The following is a 20,676-nucleotide window of genomic DNA, read 5'->3' as shown; positions in this document are numbered from 1 at the left end:
TCTCCCAAGCGTTCAGCAGGAAGACGGGAACCGCGATCAGGCCGACCGAGGATCAGCTCAGCTTCACCGCCGTGCCGTTGATGGACACCATCAACATGCCATTTTCCCGGCCCAGCACCTCGTAATCCATATCCACGCCCACCACGGCATCGGCCCCCAGGCGCTGGGCGGCGTCGATCAGGTCGGCCAGCGCATGTTCACGGGCATCGCGCAGCGCTGACTGATAGGCACCGGAACGGCCACCGACAATATCGGTAATGCCGGCAAAGAAATCCTTGAAGACATTGACACCCAGGATCGCCTCACCCGTTACCAGGCCCAGATATTGGCGAACCGGATGGCCCTCGATCTGATCGGTGGTCACAACCAGCATGGTATTTCCCCCCAATGCAACACGCCGGATCGGCGCTCCCTGCACATGGGAAGCGGCCTTTGTGGCCGCAAGGTATCAGGTAACGGAAATCATTCGGAAAACCCACACCTTCCGTTACGTCACCCCCTTCCCTGCGGCACCGAAGCTGCGTAGCGTTGAACTGTCACAAACGGGCGCACCCAAGCAGCCCGGCGCTGGGAGGATATATTGATGAATACCCGTCTGCTGGGCGGCACCGCTCTGGCTGCCCTTCTGTCTTGCGCCATGACGGCCCCCGCATTGGCGCAATCGCTGGATTATTCCTCGCTGCTGGTCTTTGGCGACAGCCTCAGCGATACCGACAATCTGAAGAATCTCAGCCCGGCCTCGCGTCCGGGCGCGCCTTACGTCAATGGCCGCTTCAGCAATGGCCCCGTCTGGGCGGAAACCTATGCCGCCAATACCGGCACCACGCTGAACAGCCGCGCCTATGGCGGTGCCCGCGCCACCCGCACCAGCCCCATCGACCTGACGGCGCAGGTCTCAGCCTATCTGGCGACAAACAGCGCCATCCCGTCGGACCGGCTGGTCGGCATCTGGATCGGCGGCAATGATTACATCGCCGTGCTGACCGAACCGCAGGCCAACCCCAGTGCCGCCGCACAGGCGGCTGTCACCGCCACAGCCACGGCGGTCGCCACCCAGGCCGGACGGTTGCAGGCAGCCGGGGCGAAGAATTTCGTGCTGATGAACCTGCCCCCGCTGGGCAGCATCCCGCTGACCAGCGGCCTGTCGGCCGCCGACAAGGCCTCGGCCAATACCGTTTCCGACCTGCACGCCGCCGCCATTTCCAGTGTCGCGGCCAATTTGCGGGCGCAGGGCGCCAACGCTGCCATTGTCGATGTCAACAGCCTGTTCCGTGACATGCTGGCCCGGCCGGCCGCCTATGGCTTCGCCAATACCACCATCCCCTGCTATGCCCCGGTCGGGGCGAACGGGGCGCTGGTGGCCACGGGCGCCTGCGCCACCAGTGCCGGGACCGCCGGGACCGTCTTCTTCGACGCCCTGCACCCGACCCAGGCGGCCCATGCCGTGGTGGCGCAGTTCGTCGAAGGCACCCTGTCCGCCAATTACGAGGCGCCGGCCGCCAATAATGTCGCCACCGAGCTGGCGCAGCGCCTGTTTGATCTGGCCAACCAGGGCGTCGGCTCCCGCATGGCCGGCGTCCGCACCGGCCAGGGCTCCGTCAATATGACCAGCGCCCAGGCCGGCACTGATGGCCGCTATGGGCTCTATACGTTCGGCGCCTATCTGGATGGTGAGCGCAAGGGCTCCACGGGGCGCTATGGCTATGATTATGATGGGTTCAATGTTGGCATCGGTGCCGATTATCAGGTCGATGATCACGTGGTGGCCGGCCTCGCCTTCTCCTATGGCAAGGCCGACCTGACCACGGATGAGGATTTGGCCCGCATCAATGGCAAGGCCTACAACATCACCACCTATGTGACGGCGGCGGCCGATGCGCTGTGGCTGGATGGCTATATGTCCTTCAGCTTTGACCGCTATGACCTGGACCGGGTGACCAAGTTCAGCCCTTACCCCGTGGCCGGTGGTGATACCAAGGGCACCACTTTCGGCGGCGGCGGCACCGTCGGCTATGCCCCCAATCTGGGTGGCTTCACCGCCGGCCCCTTCCTGGGGCTGCGCTATGCCAAGACCCGGATCGAAGGCTATGCCGAAAATGGCGGCGGCCCGCTGGCCCTGGCCTGGGATGATTGGAATGCCGAAAGCCTGGTCAGCAGCCTGGGCGTACAGCTGAGTGCGGCTGGCCATGCCATCGTGCCGCAACTGCGCATAGCCTATGAACATGAATTCGCCAATGACGGGCGCCTGATCACCGGCCGCTTCGCCAACCGGGAGCTGGTGACGGGTGAGGCCGGGGCCGGCAAGCGCGACCGGCTGGCCGTGGGCCTGCAGGCTGCCGGCATGGCGGCGGATAATGTGATGGTGTCGATTGGCTATGATGGCCGGGTGGAGGGGGGGCGGGCCACCGACCATGCCTTCACGGCGCGGGTGAAGGTTGGATTTTAAGGATTACAACCCCAGGGGCCGCGAGGCCCCTGGACCCCGGACATGAAAAGGGGCCGCGACAGGTGAACGTCGCGGCCCTTTTTCTTTCAGTGCACGGCGAAGGTGCGTTTGGAGGCGCGGCGTACTTCCGCTTCGAACAGTTTCGGGAACAGGCGGTACAGCAGGGCCGCCACGGCGGGCAGCAGCACCACCGCCCCGATCATGTTGGCCAGGAAGATGAAGGTGAGCAACACGCCCATATCCGCCTGGAACTTCAGGTCAGAGAAGGTCCAGGTGGCCGTGCCCACCGCCAGCGTCAGGCCGGTGAACAGAACCGAACTGCCGGTTTCCTGCAAGGTACGGTAATAGGCTTCGGCAAAACTCAAGCCATGCTTCAGATAGCTTTGCAGTCGGTTGAAGATATAAAGCCCATAATCCACGCCGATGCCCACGCCCAGCGCCGCCGCCGGCAGGGTGGAAATCTTCAAGCCGATACCCAGCCAGGTCATCATGGCGTTGCACAGGATCGACACCACGATCAGCGGCAGCACCGTGGCCAGCGAGCCGACCAGAGACCGGAAAGTGATGACGCAGAACAGCACCACGGTGGCGTAAACCAGCAGCAGCATCGGCTTTTCCGCCGACATCACCGCCTCATTCGTGGCGGCCATCACGCCGACATTGCCGGTGGCCAGCTTGAACTGAACGCTGTCGGACGGGTTGGCCTTGTTATAGGCCTCCACCGCATCGACAATGCCCTGGATGGTCGCCGCCTTGTGATCCTTGGTGAACACCATCACCGGCATGACGGAGCAGTTGGAGTTCAGCAACCCGGTGGAGGTTTCAATCGGCGTCACCGTGCGCACCAGCACCTGGCTGTTGCGCGGCAGCACCCGCCAGTTCAGATTGCCTTCGTTCCAGCCGGCATTCACCGTCTTCATGGCGGTGGCCATGGACATGGTTGACTGCACGCCCGGCACATTGGTCATGGCCCAGGTGAAATCATCCACCTGTTTGATGACATTATAGTCGATACAGCCATTCTCATGCGTTTCGGCGATGATCTGGATGATATCCACGCCGATGGCGAACCGGTCGACGATCAACTGAGCATCGCGGTTATAACGGCTGTCGGGCCAGAGTTCCGGCACACCGGCCTCCGTATCGCCGACAATCATGTTTTCCTGCGCCCGCCAGGAAATACCCAGCACCACCAGCCCGATCACCACCATGACAATGGCACCCTTGGGCCGGGCGAACACGGCGAACCAAGCCCATACCTTGTCGAACCGCCCCACCTGACCGGAGACGCGGGCGCGGTACTTGTCGCCCAGCGGCAGGAAGGACAGCACCACCGGCAACACCCAGAGATGGGTGATGATGATGATCAACATGCCGACCGAGGCCGACACCGCCAGTTCCTGGATCATGCGGATCTGGATGATGGCGATGGTGACGAAGGCCAGCGCATCGGTCACCAGGGCCGAGGCGCCGGGGATCAGCAACCGTTCAAAGCTGATGCGTGCCGCCGTGGCGGCATCCGCCCCCTTGCCGATTTCCTGGGTGATGGTGCCGACATTCTGCACCCCGTGCGAAATGGCAATCGCAAACACCAGGAACGGCACCAGAATGGACAGCGGATCAATGCCATAGCCCAGAATCACCAGCAGGCCGAACTGCCAGATCACCGTGCAGAGCGAGATGCCCAGCATGGCAAAGGTCATCATCCAGCTTTTGCCATAGCCATAGACCAGCACAGCCGTGATGACGAAGGCGATGGCGAAGAACATCACCACGCTTTTCGCCCCATCGGCAATATCGCCCATCGCCTTGGCAAAGCCGATAATATGCACCTGGATCTTGCCATCTTCATACTTGGCGCGGATCTCTTCCAGCTGCTTGGCCACCGCCATGTAATCCAGCTTGGCACCGGTGCGCGGGTCGGTTTCCACCAACTGCACGCTGACCAGGGCGGCGGTGAAATCTTCCGCCACCAGCCGGCCGACCTGGCCGGATTTCAGCACATTCTCCCGGACAATCGGCAGCCATTCGGCATTGGGCTGGAATTCCGCCGGGATGACATTGCCGCCGGCAAAGCCATCCTCGACAATTTCGATGAAGCGGACATTGGGGGTGAACAGGCTGGTGACGCTGGCCCGGTCCACGCCGGGCACGAAGAACACGGCATCCGTCACCTGCTTCAGCCGGGTCATGAATTCCGGCGTATAGATATCGCCTTCCTTCACCGACAGGGCCACCAGCACGCGGTTGGCGCCACCGAACTCCTTCATATGCTTGGAAAAAGTTTGCATGTAAGGATGTTCGAGCGGCAAGGTCTTCTCAAACCCCGCATCAACGCGCAGCTTTGCCCCCTGCCAGCCCATGAACAGGGTCAGAAGGGCGAAGATCACCAGCACCAGCCCGCGATGGCGGAAGGTCCAATATTCAAGCCGGGAGGCGAAGGAGGGCGACTGCGACATGGGTGCGGGCCTTCATACGGAATATCGGGTCGGGCGGCCCGGCAAGGGGGCCGCACACAGGATCAGGGGGCGGCCGGCAACGGCCCCGCCTCCCCGAGAAGAATGACACGGCCATCGGCGGCCTGAACGATATCGGCGAGCGCCACACGGTCGGCGCGTTTGGTGGTGGCGAAGCTGCGGCCGCCATCGCGGCTGGTCAACACCGCCCCCTGCACCCCCACCAGCACGATGCTGCCATCGGCCAGCAGCGCCCCGCCCATCAACCCGGCCGTGGTGCCGCTTTCCACCTTCACCCAACTGGCACCACCATCATCCGTGCGGAAGATGTTGCCCTGCAGCCCATAGATCAGGAAGTTCTGCGGCCCCAGGACAAGGGCATCAAAGAAGGAACCATCATAGGGGCTTTCCAGCCGGCGCCAATTCGCCCCGCCATCGGCGGAAAAGAACAGCGTCCCCGCCTCCCCCACCAGCAGGCGGGTTTCCGGGGTCGGCGCCAGGATGGCGTTGAAGTGGAAATCATCCGGGCTGATCTGCCGGGGGGTCCAGCTTTTGCCGCCATCGGCGGTTTCCAGGTAAAGCCCATAGGCACCGACGGCGATACCATGCTGGGCATCGGTGAACAGCACATCCAGCAGGGGCTGTTCCAGCGCCGGGTCGGCCTGCTGCAGGGTCCAGCTTTCACCGCCATCGGCCGTATGCAGGATCACCGCATCATGGCCCACGGCCCAGCCCTGCTTGGCGTCAATGAAGCTCACCCCGGTCAGGGCGGCATTCACCGGCACCGGCACCTGGCGCCAGTTGGCCCCCTGATCATCAGACAGCAGGATGTGGCCGCGTTCCCCCACCGCGACCAGCCTGTCGCCGGCGCGGGTCGCACCCAGCATCAACGAATGGACAGCGAGCGGGGCGATGACGGCCGGCTTCAGCCCGGCCGGCAGGGTTTCCGCAGCAGCAGCCGGCCCGGCAAGGGGAAACAGCAGCAGTGCTGCAAGGGCGACGGAGGAGATGAACCTCATGATTTCCTGTTCGGCAGCAGCAAGAACGGTCGGGTGAGGTCGGGGGCGCCAATCAACGGGAACATGAACGGTTCAGATCACTATCGAACCAATATAGACCCCAGGCACCAGTGACGCCAAAGCCGGCCGGGGGATGGCCCCCGGCCGGCCTTCGTCACGGGACGGCCCTTAGCGGACGCCGGCGCGACGCAGGCTGTCGGGCGAGAAGTCAGTGTCGCTGAACTTGGCGTCGAACTTGTAGGGCGCTTCCTGATTGTCCAGGCCGATGGCCGTGTAGCGACCGGACTGGAGATCATAGAGCGCATCCAGCGTGGACCAGTAGGTCGGCACCGAATAATAGTTGATGCCATGGCTTTCCGCCACGCGCCACATCTGGCCGCGCGCATCCAGATGATCGGCCACCACGATCTGCCAGCTATCCTCGTCGATGTAGAAGCGGCGCTTGGCATAGATGTGGCTGGTCCCGGCCTTCAGCGTAGCTTCCACCACCCAGACGCGGTGCAACTCATACCGGGCCAGATCCTGGTTGATATGGTTCGGCTTGACGATATCGTCGTATTTCACATCCTTGGAATGCAGCTTGTAGGCATTGTACGGCACATACATTTCCTTGCGTCCGACCAGCTTCCAGTCATAGCGGTCGGGCGCGCCGGAGAAGATGTCGAAATTGTCGGTGGTGCGCAGCCCGTCCGACGCCGTGCCGGGATTGTCATAGGCGACATTGGGGGCGCGACGCACACGGCGCTGACCGGGATTGTAAGTCCAGGCCGAGCGCGGTTCCTTCACCTGATTGATGGTTTCATGCACCAGCAGGATTTCGCCGGCCAGACGGGCCGGGCTGGTGACTTCCTGCAGGAAATAGAGCGAGTTGTTGCTGGTGGTGCCGCCGGGGGCGGAATAGAGATATTTCACCTGTTCATGCAGCATGATCAGGGTATAGGAACCGTCGGTCTGCGGGTTCACCTGCCCGACCATGCGTTCCGTCCCTTCCCCGCGATAGCGCAGCAGGTGGTTCCACACCGCCTCCACACCTTCCTTCGGAATGGGGAAGGGCACGCCCTCCTTGGCGCCTTCCACACCATTGCCGCCATCCACCAGCTTGGCGCGGGTAGCGTTGGCAATGGTTTCATCATAGATGCGCTTGGGGTAAGACGCGCTGCGGCGCGTCGGATAGACGTTCATCTTGTAGGAGGGATATTGCTTCAGCAGGGCCTTCAGCCCGTCCGGCAGCTTATCCTCATACTGCGCCATATTGGCGGCCGTGATGGTGAACTTCACCTTGTCATCGGCGTAAGGATCGATCTCGATCGTGCCCGGGGTCCAGCCAGCCGGCGGCTTGGTGATGCCGCCGGTCCATTCCGGGATGGAGCCATCGGCGTTGGCGGCCTTGATGGCCCCCAACGGCGTCAGGGTCTTGCCCAGATCACTGGCGGACTGGGCCAGCACCGGCATCGCCAGCGCCACGGCCATCACACCACCCAGAAGAGCTGTCTTGATAGAGAACATGCGTTTCCTCCTCGATCGCTTTTATCGTTGTCAGACGTCAGAACGAATATTTCACGCTGAAGGACACGAAATCGCGATCGTTGATCAGGTTATAGGCCCCCGCCCCGAAGAAGTTGGAATAGCTGAGATCCAGGGTGATCTGTTCGCGCACCACGGCGCGCAGACCCAGGCTGACCGCCTTGCGATCTTCCACGAAATTGCTGAGCGGTGACGGCGTGGTGCCATTCACATCATGCTGCCAGGAGATGCTGGGATAGAGGTTCACACCGGGGAACGCGTTCAGGTAATCGAAACGCGCCGCAATGCGATAGCCCCAGGAGAAGGGATCAGCGAAACCATCGGTCGCCAGATCGGCCATGCCGCCACGACCCAGGAAGGCGGGGTTGCCGCCGACGAAGGTGCCCGGCCCCTCATAGCGCATCACGCTCTTGGACGGCATGTCCTTGATCCAGGTGCCGCCCACTTCACCGACCAGCACCCACTGGTCGGCCCCGAAGGCGCGTTCGAACGCCTTGGTGGCGGTCATCTGGGCCTGGACGACATCATGTTCCTTCCAGCCCTGGAGACGACGACCGAACCAGTTGGACTGCAGATCCTGGGTGATGGCGGCGGCAGTGCTGCCTTTGATGCCGCCCAGATCCTTCACGACCTGATTGGTATTGAACAGGCCGGCCCCCTGCAGGGCCGCACTGTTGGCGCCGGCCGTCTGGAAGGCGGCACGCGTGCCACCGGGAGAGCCGGCAGCCGCAGCGATGCCGGAGCTGATGGCACCCGCCACCGCCGGGCTGGCCGCCTGAATCTGCTCAAACGTGCGGCCGGTAAAGGCGGCCAGCGCTGGGTTGGAAGCAACCGCCCGCGCCACCGCCGCATCGAAGGAAGCGCTGCCCGCCGTCTGACCCTGGCTGATCAGGCCGATGATGGTGGGGGCGGCCAGGGTGGCCTGCAACAGTTCCACATCATCCAGCGCCAGCGGCTGGTCCTTGCGCAGGCTCACCTCGCCCTGAAGGGAAATGCCGAACAGGTTGGTGTTGAAGCTGCCACCAAACAGCTTGATATCTTCAGGATATTCAGCGCGGTAGCCGCTGAACTCGGTAAAGCGGCTGGTATTGCTGACAAACTGGGTATAGGGCGAGACAAAGCCGCTCAGCACCGGCAGACGGCTGTGATAATTGATGAAATAGGCACCGAATTCCGTGTTGTTCAGCCCTTCGGAGAAGACACGCGCCGCCAGACCATATTGGCCGCTGTCGCTGGGCTCGTCATCATCCAGACGCGGCACCACGGTGCCGAACGGGGTCAGTGACTGTGCGGGCGGACTGCGGAAGCCATTCAGCTTGGGATCGGGATAGAGATTGGTCGGGAAGACGTTGCCACCGGCCACTGCACCCTGGGTCGGGCTATCCTTGAACAGGTAATTGCCGAAGCCGATGAACAGATGATCGCCACCGGGCGAGGCGAAATCATTGGTGGAGAAGAAGGAGCCGGCGGCTTCCGGCTCCGTATTGTCCCATTTGAACTGGTAGAAAGCTTCCACCGAGAAATTCTCATTGAAGGAGAAGTTCACGTCGGCGATCGGCACCGGCAGGAAGCCTTCCTTCAACTCCGTCCCCGGCACGCGCAGGGCCGAGACATTGATCGGGTTGATGGTGTTGATACCGTTCTGGATGAAGGTGCTTTCACCCCAGCTCAGCACCTGGTTGCCCAGGCGGATATCCAGATTGCTGCTCTCCCCCACGGCGAAATTGCCATAGACGAAAGCATCCAGCAGGTCAAAGTCGCGGCCCACCCGCTCCTGCGCCTGGGAAGAGAGATCAAAGCGGCCGGTGCGGCCGAAGCTGCTGCCCGACTTCTTGGCGTTCACCACGTCATAGAAATAGGTGCCGCGCACGAAGGCACCCAGATTGCCGTAATTCAGCTTCAATTCATGGGTGACACGGCCGGCCAGTGACACCAGCCCCTTGCCGTAATTCAGATTGCCATTATCGCCATTAATGGAATGGGCGCGCCCGCCATTGGCCACACCGATCAGATCAGGATCACGATCCTGGACACGGAACAGGGCGCCCAGGGTCAAAGTGGTGTCGAAACTGCCGCTGAGATCGCCCCGGTTGAACGAGACCGCACCGGCACTCCCCACCATCAGCAGCGGGGCCAGCAGGGCCGCCGCACTGGCGCCCGCCAGCATCCGACGATCAAGACGCGCCTTGGGCTTGGATTTCCGTGCCATGATACCTCCTCCCACATATTTTTTCCCCGCCGCTCTGGGCAGGCTCGCCGACACTTCCGGTCGACTGGGGATTTCAGATTCGACTGTTATGGGTGCTATGTGGTGGCGTCAAGGCTTCTATGCAGCCTTTCGGCAAGCCTGATGCGTTTGATCCGGACTTTGGCAAAAAGGACACAAATTTCCAGCCATTTCCAAGGGTTTGCGCAACGATTGAGCAATGAATTCAAACGGACGTTTATTTTGCGGCGGCGAAGAAAACACGCATAAACCTACGCAAGCGCAGCATTGCTGCGCTGCAAATCATTGTGACGTCTTCGTCAAGATTTTACCTATAGGGAAACCTGCGCGGCCGCCGATTCGCGCGAATCGGCGGGTGGAAGGGGCGGGCCGAGAGGGACCGGGATCGGCAGGGGGAAGGCCGTTGGCCCCACCCCGCTCAATGCTGATCAGGCCAGAAACCGGCATCCATGATCAGGTCAAAGGACCAGGGACATTCAGCCGGGAACGTCTTCTCCAGCAGGCCGGTTTCCGCCGCCGCCTGGATCAGGGCGTTGCCATAGGCCTGTTCAATAACGTCCCCCACTTTGGCCTTAAGGCTGGGGTTGTCCTGCAGATGAACAGCAAGGTCACGCCGCTGCACCCGGATTGTCGCCTCCCAGGAAGCGCTTCGCCGCAGGGGCTGGAACTGCCATTTCAGCAGATGCAGGAGCAGGACGACGAGACGGTTTGCCAGCTCGCGCTTCTCGGTCTTCCCCATGCTCTCGATTTCCTCGGCGATATGCTCGATGTCGGCCGCCGCCAGCTTGCCAGCCCGCAGCAAAGCCGCCTGTTCATTGGCCCATGCATAGAAATCCGTCTCATAGAGATTTCCGGTCATGTTGCACCTCCACATATCGAACCCAGGCGGATCATAGCACACCCTCTCAGGCCGTTTTTCCAGCACCATATGGGGTGGGTTATGAGAGGCCGATTCCGGTTCAGCCGGCGGGTGCCGGTTCCACCGCAGTGCGCAGGAAGCGGCTTTCCAGGTCGCCCGGTGGCAACGGGCGGGAGAAGAAATAGCCCTGCATTTCGTCGCAATGGTGGCGGCGCAGGAAATCCAGCTGCTCTTCCGTCTCGATCCCCTCTGCCACCACTTTCAGGCCCAGCTGGCGGCCCATGGCGATGATGGTGGCGGCGATGGCGCCGGTATCGGCGTTGGTCGGCGCCTCATTCACGAAGGAGCGGTCCACCTTCAGCGTGGTGATGGGCAGGCGCCGCAGATAGGAGAGCGAGGAATAGCCGGTGCCGAAATCATCAATGGCGATACGGATGCCGCGGTCGCGCACCTCCGTCAGCGTATCGGCAATATAGGCGAGATTGGACATCATCGCCGTCTCGGTAATCTCAATCTCCAGCAAGGCCGGCGGCACGCCATATTCCTGGCAGAGCGCCATTACCCGTTCACCGAATTGCGGCGTGGCGATCTGGCGGACGGAGACATTCACCGCCACCGGGATGGGGGCAAAGCCCCGGCTCTGCCAGTCGCGGATCTGCGCCAGGGCGGCGCGCATCACCCAATCGCCGATGGGCACGATCAGGCCGGTTTCCTCCGCCACGGGGATGAACTTGCCGGGTGGGATCATGCCGATTTCCGGGTGCTGCCAGCGCAACAGCGCTTCCACGCCCACGGCCTGCATGGTCCCCATATCGATCTTGGGCTGGTAATGCAGGAAGAACTGGCCCTGGTCCAACGCCTCGCGCAGGGAATGTTCCAACGACAGGCGGGCCACCGCCGCCTCGTTCATTTCCGGCGTAAAGAAGCGATAGCCATTGCCGCCCGCTGCCTTGGAGGTGTGCATCGCCGTATCGGCATCGCGCATCAGGGCATGGAAATCCTGCCCGTCACCGGGGAACAGGCTGATACCGATGGAGGTGGTGATGAAAAGCTGCTGGCCATCAATGCCGAACGGGCGCGACAGGCTGACCAGGATGGTTTCCGCCACACGGGCCGCCATCTGCGGATCGGACAGATCCTCCGCCACCACCAGGAATTCGTCGGCGCCGAGGCGCCCCACCGTATCGGTGGCGCGCACGCAGGCGCCCAGCCGCTGGGCCAGGGCACGCAGCAGCTTGTCGCCCGCCTGATGACCCAGACTGTCATTAACCAGCTTGAACCGATCAATATCCAGCAGCAGCACGGCCACCGTGGTGCCCTTGCGCCCGGCATGGGCCAGCGCGTGCTGCAACCGGTCCTGTACCAGGGTGCGGTTGGGCAGACCGGTCAGCGGGTCATGGGTGCTGACATACATCAGCTGTTCTTCAAACCGCTTGCGGTCGCTGACATCGGTCATGGTGCCGGTGAAGCGCAGCGGCTTGCCGGCCTCGTCACGGATGGCCTGGCCGCGCGCCTCAATCCAGACCCAGCTGCCATCGCGGTGGCGCAGCCGATACATGGACAGGTAATCGCCGACATCGCCGCTCAGATAGCGGTCGATATGGGCCTGGGCATTTTCCTTATCGTCGGGATGCAGCAGCCCATCGAACAGCTTATTGGCATAAAGCGCGTCCACCGCGTCATAGCCCAGCATCTCGATGAATTCCGGGCTCCACCAGAAGCTGCCCTTGGCATAGTTATTATCAAACACGCCCGACCGTGTGGCGCGCACGGCCAATTTCAGCCGCTCCTCGCTCTCCCGCAGGGCCTGCTCGGCGCGCTTGCGCTGGGTAATGTCCTGCACCACACAGATGGCGGTGCGGCGGTCACCCAGCCGCATCTGGCTGACGCCGAACGCCATGGCGAAGACCTCGCCACCCTTGCGACGGCCCTGGATTTCGGCCCGGTTGTCGGGCCGCTGTTCCTCATCCCCCCGCCGCAGACAGGCCACCAGGGCCACGGCCACCCGTGTCCAGTCCCGCTCCTCGATCAGGGTGACGAAGGGCTGGCCCAGCGCCTCCTTCTGGGGATAGTCAAACAGGGCCTGCGCGGCGGCATTCATCGTCTCGATCCGCAGATCCTCGTCCAGGGTGATGATGCCGTCGGCCACATTGTCCATGATGCCGGACAGGCGGGCTTCCCGCTCCTTCAGCGCCTGCACGGCGCGGCCCCGTTCCACCAACGACTGGTCGAACTGCGTCAACAGCTCATTCGTCGTCTTGGCCAGCAGGCCCAGCTCATCATCATCATGCCGCGCCGGCACCGTCAGCAGCCGGCCGGCCGGCCGCGCCGGATCGATGGCAGCGATGGCCGACGACATGCGCAGGAACGGCTTGGTGATGGTGGAATAGAACATTACCACCAGAATCAGCGCCAGCGTCACGGTCCAGATGATGCCGGTGCCCAGCACCACGCCGGAGCGGCGGAAAAATTCCTGCGCGATCAGCAGCCGGTCGATGCTGACGCGCAATTCGCCGACATTCTGGTTATGCCGTTCGATGACCAGCGGAATGGAGAAGGTCTTCTCCATCGGCAACAACATCTCTGCCAGCCATTTCAGGTTGCCTTCCGCCTGCGGGCGTTCCATGGCGGCCAGCTGGTTGCCGAAATCTTCATAAATCACCGCGCGATAGACGGGGCGATATTCGAACAGGCCGGTCACCACCCGGTCGGCCAGGGCCTGATCGAAGGAATAGGCGGCCTCCGCCGCCGGTTCGCGCAGGGTGGACAGCACCTGCTGCACCAGCTGGTCGGACTGTTTTTCCATATCCAGCAGGTCGATGCCGATCTGCACCGTGCTCAACACCATGCCCAGCACCAGGGTCAGCAGGGCGGTGTTACGCGCCTGCTTGAAGGACAGGCGCTTGCGCAGGGGGACCCTGGCCGATGCCGTCAAGGCGCTGCCCACCGCATCCAGCGGCGCACGAACGTCAGGTTTGGCAGGCGGTACAGTCGCGGTCATCCAGAACCTTGCATACGTCGTCCCATGGCCCGACACCAGCGATCCGGCGGATCGGCGGCACCCTTGCCATGCGGTAGCCCCATCACGCGAAAGCCGGTCAGGCCCACACGTTTTCGCACGGACGATAATCTGCCTTTGTCGACATAGGTATTACAATCTCTTTGAAAGCCTTGCCGCACCATTTGCGACAGGAAAACGTTAACAATGCGCCCGAAGATGCCATATCTGAGGGGGAGAGCGGCAATGGCGCCAAGGATCGGCAAGGAGTGATCGCCCGTGGCGGACTGGCTGACAAGGATTGAAGAGGGCAGCGCCCGGGTGGTGGATGGGGCGGCACAGGTGGCGGCCCGGCTGGCCGGCGGTACGCTGCGCCTGGGTGTGACCGGGCTGCGCCGGGCCGGCAAAACGGTCTTCATCACCTCAACCTTGAACAACCTGCTGCTGGCCGGGCGGCTGCCCTTTCTGGATGTGCTGGCCCAGGGCCGTTATATCGGCGCCCAGCTGCGGCCGCAGCCCGATGGCGCCATACCCCGCTTTGATTATGAAAACCATCTGGCCGCCTTGACCGGCCCCGCCCCTGCCTGGCCCCAGGCCACCCGCGCCGTCTCCGAAATCCGCATTGCCCTGCGCTATCGGCCGGCTGGGCTGGTGCGCCGCCGGCTGGGCGGGGTGGCAACGCTGAACCTGGACATTATCGATTATCCGGGTGAATGGCTGCTGGACCTGCCGATGCTGCGGCAGGAATTCGGCGACTGGTCGGTCCAGACGCTGGAACTGGCCAGCACCCGGCCCCGGCATGATCTGGCCCGCCCCTGGCTGGAGGCGCTGGATACGATCGACCCGGCCATGGCGGCCGACGAAGCAACCGCCCGCCAGCTGGCCAGCCTTTACACCCAGTTCCTGCGGCAATGCCGGGCCAGCCGCATCGGCCTGTCGCTGTTGCAGCCGGGCCGCTTTCTGGAGCCGGGGGAGATGGAGGGTGCGCCCATCCTGACCTTCTGCCCCCTGCCCCCGGCCCCAGATGGGCGCTGGCGCAACGGCTCCCTGGGGGCGCTGATGCAGGACCGGTTCGAGGGCTATAAGGACAAGGTGATCCGCCGTTTCTTCCGCGACCATTTCGCCCGCATCGACCGGCAGATCGTGCTGGTGGATCTGCTGTCGGCCATCAATGCCGGGGAACCAGGGATGGAGGATTTGCGCCGATCACTGTCGGCCACGCTGGAAAGCTTCCGCCATGGTACGGGCGGCTGGCTGGACTGGCTGGGCGGGGCAAGGGTGGACCGGGTGCTGTTCGCCGCCACCAAGGCCGACCATGTGGCCGCCCCGCAGCACGCCACCCTGACGGGGCTGCTGGAAACGCTGATGGCTGACCGGCTGCGCCATATCCGCTTTGAAGGGGCGGCGGTGAAATCGCTCTCGCTTGCCGCGGTCAAATGCACCGACAATGTGCTGACGGAGCATGAGGGGCGGCAGCTGGCCTGCATCCAGGGCTTCCCGCTGGGCCGGACGGAACCGTTGGTGCTGTTCCCCGGCGAACTGCCGGACAGCCATCTGGGCCTTGGGGATGCGGTGGCGGACCGGTTCCGTTTCACCGATTTCCAGCCACCGCCCGGCCTGGGCCGCGATGGGCGCGGCCTGCCCAATATCCGCTTGGATCAAGCCCTGGAATTCCTGATCGGGGATCGGCTGGCATGAGCAGAACTGAAGATAAGGCCCCACCCGCCTGGGTGCCGCCGATGGAATTCGACCCGGCCAGCGCCCGCCCCCTGCCGGCCGAGCTGGAGCCCGATGCCCCAACATCCCTGGCCGGCGACATCCTGCCCCCGCCCCGTCGCGGCAAGGGGGCGGCCCGGCTGCTGCTGCTGTCGCTGGCGGCCTTGCTGCTGGCAGCACTGGGCTTCGACACGGCCGACCTGATCAACCGGGCGTTCAACTGGTCCCCCTGGGCGGGGAGCGCGCTGGCCGGCCTGCTGGGGCTGGCCGTGGCCAGCCTGGGCTGGCTGACCGGGCGGGAGGCACTGGCCTGGCGGCGGTTGCGCCGGGTGGATGATCTGCGCCAGCGCGCCGCCGCCCTGCTGGCCGGCGGGGCGACGGGGAAGGAAGCCGCTGTTCTGCGCGACGCGGTGGCCGATCTCTATGCCGGCCGCCGCGATCTGGCCCCCGCGCGTCACGCCCTGGCCAGCGCGGTCACCGATGCGCATGATGGGCGGGAGATGCTGGCCCTGACCGACCGCATCCTGCTGACCCCGCTGGACAGTGCCGCCTATCGGCTGGTACTGGCGGCGTCGCGTGATGTGGCGGTCGGCACGGCGCTCAGCCCGGCCGCCCTGCTGGATGTCGCCCTGGTTTTGTGGCGCAACATGAAGCTGGTACGGGAAATCGCCGCCCTCTACGCCGCCCGGCCCGGCCTGTTCGGCTCCGCCCGGCTGGTGCGACGCATGGCGGAAAATGTCGGCGTGGCCGGGATGGTGGAAGGCGGTGACGGGCTGCTGGTGGATGCGCTGGGCGGCACGGTGGCAGCCGCCATCTCTGCCCGGCTTGGCCAAGGGATGGTCAACGGCCTGCTGACAGCGCGCATCGGGCTGGCCGCCATGCATCTCTGTCGCCCCCTGCCCTTTGCCGCCGACCGGCAGCCGGGGCTGAACGATATCCGCAAGGAATTGCTGCGGTTGCCACAGAAGATACTATGATCCTGGTGGCGGGTTTCGGAGGAAAGTGAATGCGTATCCTGTTCCTGGGGGCCGGCGGGGTCGGCGGTTATTTCGGTGGGCGGCTGATGGAGGCGGGGGCCAATGTCAGCTTTCTGGTGCGCCCGCGCCGGCAGGCCCAGCTGATGGAAAACCTGCTGCGGGTGGAAAGCCCGCACGGCAATATCCGCCTGCCGGCCCAGACCATCACCAAGGCGCGCAAGCCCTATGATCTGGTGGTGCTGGCCTGCAAAGCGTTTGATCTGGACGGTGCGATGGAAACCATCCAGCCCGCCATCGGGCCGGAAACGCTGATCCTGCCGCTGCTGAACGGCTTGAACCATATTGATCGGCTGGACGCCACCTTTGGCGCGGAACGGGTGATGGGCGGGCTCTGCCATATCCCCATCACCATGGAGCCGGACGGCACCATCCGCCATCTCTCCAATATCCACCGGCTGATCTTCGGCGCCCGCTCCCCCAACCAGCAGACCATGGTGGACCGGCTGGCGGCCTGCTTTGCCGGCACCTCGGTGGAATGGAGCCAGAGCGACAGCATCATGCTGGATATGTGGGAGAAATTCTTCTTCCTGGCCACGCTGGCCGCCTCCACCTGCCTGATGCGCGGCAGTGTCGGCGATGTGAACAGCCTGCCCGGCGGCACAAGCTTCATGAATGCCATGCTGGACGAGGCCGCCGCCGTCGCTGCCGCCGCCGGCTATGCCCCGCGCGGATCGGTGCTGGAGCGCTATCGCGGGGAACTGACGGATGCCGCCAGCACGATGAATGCCTCCATGGCGCGCGACGTGGCGCGCGGCAACCGGACGGAGGCCGAACATATTATCGGCGATATCGTGCGCCGGGGGCATGCGCACGATATCGCCACCCCGCTGCTGGGCCTGGGGCTGCTGCATCTGCGGGTTTATGAGCGGCAACTGGCCGCCAGGAACGCCCAGTAAGAATCAGGCAATCTTCTGCAAGGCGTCGCGCACGCTGAAGACCGTGCGATTGGCCACCTGGGTGCTGTGGGCGATTTCATCCACACTGTGATGAATCTGCTCCACAGCCCCCGAGGCGCCGCGCATGTTGCTGTTCATCAGCCGCGCCACGGCGCTCTGTTCCTCAACAGCGCTGCTGGTGCCCATGACATAGCCGCGCACCGCCTCAATGGCGCCGCGGATCGCATCCAGCTTGTCGGCCACGTCATCGGCCACGCTTTGCAGGTTGGTGATCTCCGTGCCGATGCGCTGGGTGGCATCACTGGCCTGCCGGGCCAGGCTCTTCACTTCGGCCGCCACAACGGCAAAGCCCCGGCCCGCTTCCCCGGCCCGGGCACTTTCAATGGAGGCATTCAGGGCCAGCATGTTGATCTGACCGGCAATGCCGCTGATCAGCTTAACGATATCATCCATCGATTGGGTGGTGGACAGCAGCCGGCGTGTCGCTTCATCCACCACGGCAGCCTCGGTGAAGGCCTTCTCCGTCGCATCCTTGGACCGGCTCATGCTCTGGGCGATTTCCCGGATGGAGAGGTCCAGCTGCTGCGACCCGGCAGCCACCGCCGCCACGCTGGCAGAGGTCTGCTGCGAAGCGCTGGCGGCGGTGACGGCCTGCTGGTTGGATTGCTCCACCGCCGTCACGATATCGCCCAGATATTTCTGCACGGCGTTCAGCGTCTCTTCCTTGCGCTGGCGCGCTTCCACCTGATCGGTGATGTCGGTGGCGAATTTCACCACCTTCAGCACCCGCCCCTCCCCATCAAGCACGGGATTATAAGTGGCCTGGATATAGACGGTGCGCTTACCCTTCGCCACCCGGCGGAATTCTGCCTGCGCATATTGGCCGGCGCGCAACTGTTCCCAGAATTGCTTATAGGCAGGTAAGGATATCTCTTCCGCTGCCACGAACATGCTGTGATGGCGGCCCTTAACCTCCTCCAGCCGATAGCCCATCGTTTTCAGGAAATTCTCGTTGGCCTCCAGGATGGTCCCGTCGGGGGCAAAGGAGATCACGGCCTGGGAGCGGTGCAGGGCAGTCAACTGCCCCTGCTGGTCCAGGGAACGGTTGCGCACCTCCGTCATGTCGGAGGCCACCTTGACCACGCGGGTCACTTTGCCATGGCGATCCATGACCGGGTTATAGGAACCGTGAATCCAGATTTCGCGGCCGCCCTTGGCGATCCGCTTGATCAGTTCAGCCTCCCGCTTCTGTCCCTTTGCCATCGCCTGCCAGAAGTCACGATAGGTTTCACTGCCGCGCGTCTGTTCATCAACAAGCAGGCTGTGATGCTTACCCTTGATTTCAGCAAGCGTGTAGCCGACCACGGCCAGGAATTTGGGATTGGCATTCAGGATGACGCCTTGCGGCGTGAATTCGATGATCCCCAGCGTTTCACCCACTGCCGCCAACACTGCTGATGCCTCATTTCCCGCCGCGAAGAGCATTGCCGCCCCCTGTTTGTCTAACCCACGGGAAGTGATCAATAGTTTGTCAGGTGAACTTTTAAACTTATGCAAAAGGATATTGACGGTATTTCTGGCAGCGCATTTCCAATAAGGAATTGAACACTATGCATCCATTCGATCAGGGCAAGCGCGATTCAGTTGCCGATAAAGGCTGTAATGTCCTGAAAACAAAAGATTCCTAAAATTTCTTTTCGGAACGCAACGACAGGGGAATTCGCTCCCTATGCTTGAGGGCGCAATTGTATCCGATCAGACACCAATAAAGTTGCCTTTTTGTATCACGGCAGAATAACAGCGTTGCAGCGATCAGCAGGCTGACACCCGCAGCAATGCAGAAACACAAAGGCTGGAAATAATTGAAAAGGTGGCTGGGGGACTAGGATTCGAACCTAGACTGGCGGAGTCAGAGTCCGCTGTCCTACCGTTAGACGATCCCCCATCCGGGGTGTCGGCCTGCGCCGCACCGGATGTAACATCTTCCGTCGCAGGAAGATGGCTGGGGGACTAGGATTCGAACCTAGACTGGCGGAGTCAGAGTCCGCTGTCCTACCGTTAGACGATCCCCCATCCGACCAACGAACCACCATAAATGGCCGCCGTCAGGGTGGGCGGGCTTATAGCACCTGCCGACAAGCCTGGGAAGCCCCTTCGCATCACAGGAACGCATAACAACGATGTTGGTTATGCATCTGTTATATGTACATATACCATCGGTGAGGATGCGGCGGATTTGTTGCAATGGCGGTTTGCGGCCGGGACGTCATCGGTTACGATGAACGGTGTGTAAATCGGCCGCGATGGGCGTGCGGGACGGTCGCATCAGACCGGACGTTGAGAAAAGGACCAGGGTGGCAAGCGTGGAGGCGGGTTTAGCGAGCATGTCTGTCCAACAGACACCGGCGTCGGGAACGGGGGTTACGTCCCCCGCTTCGACGACGACGGCCGCCGCTCATGCCCATCGTGAGGATACGGCCCTCCCTTTTGATGCCGGGCTGGAAAGCCGGCCCCCGGTTCTGGCCGCCCTGGACCTGGGCACCAATAATTGCCGCCTGCTGATCGCCCGCCCGGCGCGGGACGGGTTTCGCGTCATCGATGCCTTTTCCCGCATCGTCCGCCTGGGCGAAGGGCTGACCCGCAGCGACCGGCTGTGCGACGATGCCATGGCCCGCACGGTGCAGGCGCTGAAGGTCTGCCGGTCCAAGATGGAACGGCGCGGCGTCAGCCTGGTGCGCGCTGTGGGCACGGAGGCCTGCCGCCGCGCCGATAATTGTGAGGAGTTCCTGGGCCGGGTAGCCACGGAAACCGGCCTGCGGATCGAGATCATCAGCCCGAAGGAAGAGGCGCGGCTGGCCCTGGCCGGCTGCGCCCCCCTGCTGGACAGCACGCTGCCCCATGCGCTGGTTTTTGATATTGGCGGCGGCTCCACAGAGTTGCTGTGGATCAGGCTGTCGCGCGGCCGGCCGGTGGTGCTGGACCAGATTTCCGTGCCGCTGGGCGTGGTGAACCTGACGGAGACCTATGGCGGGGACCGGGTCTGCCCGCATGATTACCGCCGCATGATGGACCGGGTTGGCTCGGCCTTGAGCGATTTTGACAGCCGCAACAATATTGCCGCTGCCGTGGCCACCCGTCGGGTGCAGATGCTGGGCGCATCCGGCACGGTGACGACGCTGGCCGGCATCCAGATGGGGCTGGCCCGTTACGACCGGTCGCGCGTGGATGGTGCCTGGCTGGACCGGGACAAGGCGCGCAGCATCTCTGAAACCCTGCTGGGGCTGGATTATCTGGGCCGGTCCAGCCAACCCTGTGTCGGCCGTGACCGGGCCGATCTGGTGGTGGCCGGCTGCGCCATCCTGGATGCGATCTGGCGGCAATGGCCGGTGCCGCAACTGCGCATCGCCGACCGGGGCGTGCGGGAAGGCATCTTGTTCGAACTGGCCGCCCACGCCCGCCGCCACCGCTGATCCGGCTGCCGCCGCACCCTGCTAGGCT

General features: G+C 63.3%; 13 protein-coding genes and 2 tRNA genes. 5 read left to right on the top strand and 10 right to left on the bottom strand.

Translation table 11 applies throughout. The features are described 5' to 3' along the window. Nucleotides 1–52: 52 nt before the first annotated feature. Nucleotides 53–373, bottom strand: a complete 321-nt coding sequence (locus CHB97_RS01625) for a heavy metal-binding domain-containing protein (RefSeq protein ID WP_089286185.1) — start codon at nucleotides 371–373, stop codon at nucleotides 53–55. Between the two features lie 210 nt (nucleotides 374–583). On the opposite strand from CHB97_RS01625, the gene CHB97_RS01620 reads away from it, so the two are divergent. Beyond that, entirely contained in the window at nucleotides 584–2,446 is a 1,863-nt protein-coding gene (locus CHB97_RS01620; protein WP_089286184.1) for an autotransporter domain-containing protein, read from the top strand. A gap of 86 nt (nucleotides 2,447–2,532) precedes the next feature. Here CHB97_RS01620 and CHB97_RS01615 read toward each other — a convergent pair whose 3' ends face one another. The 6 genes from CHB97_RS01615 to CHB97_RS01590 form a co-directional block, all read right to left on the bottom strand. After that, the gene (locus CHB97_RS01615; RefSeq protein ID WP_089286183.1) at nucleotides 2,533–4,905 is read right to left on the bottom strand and encodes an RND family transporter; all 2,373 of its coding nucleotides are present in this window, start codon (nucleotides 4,903–4,905) and stop codon (nucleotides 2,533–2,535) included. A gap of 62 nt (nucleotides 4,906–4,967) precedes the next feature. Beyond that, a complete protein-coding gene (locus CHB97_RS01610) occupies nucleotides 4,968–5,921 on the bottom strand; it encodes a YCF48-related protein (RefSeq protein ID WP_089286182.1) in 954 nt (317 codons plus the stop codon). A 168-nt stretch (nucleotides 5,922–6,089) separates the two neighbouring features. Further along, entirely contained in the window at nucleotides 6,090–7,427 is a 1,338-nt protein-coding gene (locus CHB97_RS01605; RefSeq protein ID WP_089286181.1) for a DUF1329 domain-containing protein, read from the bottom strand. Between the two features lie 37 nt (nucleotides 7,428–7,464). Then, on the bottom strand, nucleotides 7,465–9,654 hold the full coding sequence (locus tag CHB97_RS01600; protein WP_089286180.1) for a DUF1302 domain-containing protein: 2,190 nt from the start codon (nucleotides 9,652–9,654) through the stop codon (nucleotides 7,465–7,467). 436 nt (nucleotides 9,655–10,090) lie between these two features. Continuing rightward, nucleotides 10,091–10,531 (bottom strand): DUF29 domain-containing protein, encoded by a 441-nt coding sequence (locus CHB97_RS01595; protein ID WP_089286179.1) that lies wholly within the window; start codon nucleotides 10,529–10,531, stop codon nucleotides 10,091–10,093. A 100-nt stretch (nucleotides 10,532–10,631) separates the two neighbouring features. Continuing rightward, on the bottom strand, nucleotides 10,632–13,532 hold the full coding sequence (locus CHB97_RS01590) for an EAL domain-containing protein (protein WP_089286178.1): 2,901 nt from the start codon (nucleotides 13,530–13,532) through the stop codon (nucleotides 10,632–10,634). A gap of 276 nt (nucleotides 13,533–13,808) precedes the next feature. On the opposite strand from CHB97_RS01590, the gene CHB97_RS01585 reads away from it, so the two are divergent. Genes CHB97_RS01585 through CHB97_RS01575 form a run of 3 tightly spaced genes read left to right on the top strand, consistent with a single transcriptional unit; the run spans nucleotide 13,809 to nucleotide 17,178 of the window. Continuing rightward, complete coding sequence (locus CHB97_RS01585; protein ID WP_089286177.1) at nucleotides 13,809–15,227, top strand: YcjX family protein; 1,419 nt, start codon at nucleotides 13,809–13,811, stop codon at nucleotides 15,225–15,227. Continuing rightward, nucleotides 15,224–16,222: a TIGR01620 family protein gene (locus CHB97_RS01580; RefSeq protein ID WP_089286176.1), complete on the top strand. Its 999-nt coding sequence runs from the start codon at nucleotides 15,224–15,226 to the stop codon at nucleotides 16,220–16,222. The genes CHB97_RS01585 and CHB97_RS01580 overlap by 4 nt, the downstream gene beginning before the upstream one ends. A 29-nt stretch (nucleotides 16,223–16,251) precedes the next feature. Continuing rightward, a complete protein-coding gene (locus CHB97_RS01575) occupies nucleotides 16,252–17,178 on the top strand; it encodes a ketopantoate reductase family protein (protein WP_089286175.1) in 927 nt (308 codons plus the stop codon). A gap of 3 nt (nucleotides 17,179–17,181) precedes the next feature. Here the strand turns inward: CHB97_RS01575 and CHB97_RS01570 are convergent, their stop codons facing one another. The 3 genes from CHB97_RS01570 to CHB97_RS01560 all read right to left on the bottom strand — a co-directional run bounded on the left by CHB97_RS01570 (nucleotide 17,182) and on the right by CHB97_RS01560 (nucleotide 19,251). Then, complete coding sequence (locus CHB97_RS01570) at nucleotides 17,182–18,630, bottom strand: PAS domain-containing methyl-accepting chemotaxis protein (protein ID WP_160105473.1); 1,449 nt, start codon at nucleotides 18,628–18,630, stop codon at nucleotides 17,182–17,184. 419 nt (nucleotides 18,631–19,049) lie between these two features. Next, a tRNA-Gln gene (locus tag CHB97_RS01565) sits at nucleotides 19,050–19,123 on the bottom strand. 54 nt (nucleotides 19,124–19,177) lie between these two features. Then, a tRNA-Gln gene (locus tag CHB97_RS01560) sits at nucleotides 19,178–19,251 on the bottom strand. A gap of 311 nt (nucleotides 19,252–19,562) precedes the next feature. Here CHB97_RS01560 and CHB97_RS01555 point away from each other — a divergent pair. Beyond that, entirely contained in the window at nucleotides 19,563–20,648 is a 1,086-nt protein-coding gene (locus CHB97_RS01555; RefSeq protein WP_089286173.1) for a Ppx/GppA phosphatase family protein, read from the top strand. Nucleotides 20,649–20,676: the final 28 nt, after the last annotated feature.

The organism is Azospirillum sp. RU38E (assembly GCF_900188385.1).
Lineage (GTDB): Bacteria > Pseudomonadota > Alphaproteobacteria > Azospirillales > Azospirillaceae > Niveispirillum.
The sequence above is the reverse complement of the archived record's forward strand: the minus strand, read 5'-3'. Positions and strand labels throughout refer to the sequence as shown.

Coding starts and splice junctions, on each gene's coding strand:
- CHB97_RS01625 (WP_089286185.1), bottom strand. CDS start 373: ATGCTGGTTGTGACCACCGATCAGATCGAGGGCCATCCGGTTCGCCAA.
- CHB97_RS01620 (WP_089286184.1), top strand. CDS start 584: ATGAATACCCGTCTGCTGGGCGGCACCGCTCTGGCTGCCCTTCTGTCT.
- CHB97_RS01615 (WP_089286183.1), bottom strand. CDS start 4,905: ATGTCGCAGTCGCCCTCCTTCGCCTCCCGGCTTGAATATTGGACCTTC.
- CHB97_RS01610 (WP_089286182.1), bottom strand. CDS start 5,921: ATGAGGTTCATCTCCTCCGTCGCCCTTGCAGCACTGCTGCTGTTTCCC.
- CHB97_RS01605 (WP_089286181.1), bottom strand. CDS start 7,427: ATGTTCTCTATCAAGACAGCTCTTCTGGGTGGTGTGATGGCCGTGGCG.
- CHB97_RS01600 (WP_089286180.1), bottom strand. CDS start 9,654: ATGGCACGGAAATCCAAGCCCAAGGCGCGTCTTGATCGTCGGATGCTG.
- CHB97_RS01595 (WP_089286179.1), bottom strand. CDS start 10,531: ATGACCGGAAATCTCTATGAGACGGATTTCTATGCATGGGCCAATGAA.
- CHB97_RS01590 (WP_089286178.1), bottom strand. CDS start 13,532: ATGACCGCGACTGTACCGCCTGCCAAACCTGACGTTCGTGCGCCGCTG.
- CHB97_RS01580 (WP_089286176.1), top strand. CDS start 15,224: ATGAGCAGAACTGAAGATAAGGCCCCACCCGCCTGGGTGCCGCCGATG.
- CHB97_RS01575 (WP_089286175.1), top strand. CDS start 16,252: ATGCGTATCCTGTTCCTGGGGGCCGGCGGGGTCGGCGGTTATTTCGGT.
- CHB97_RS01555 (WP_089286173.1), top strand. CDS start 19,563: ATGTCTGTCCAACAGACACCGGCGTCGGGAACGGGGGTTACGTCCCCC.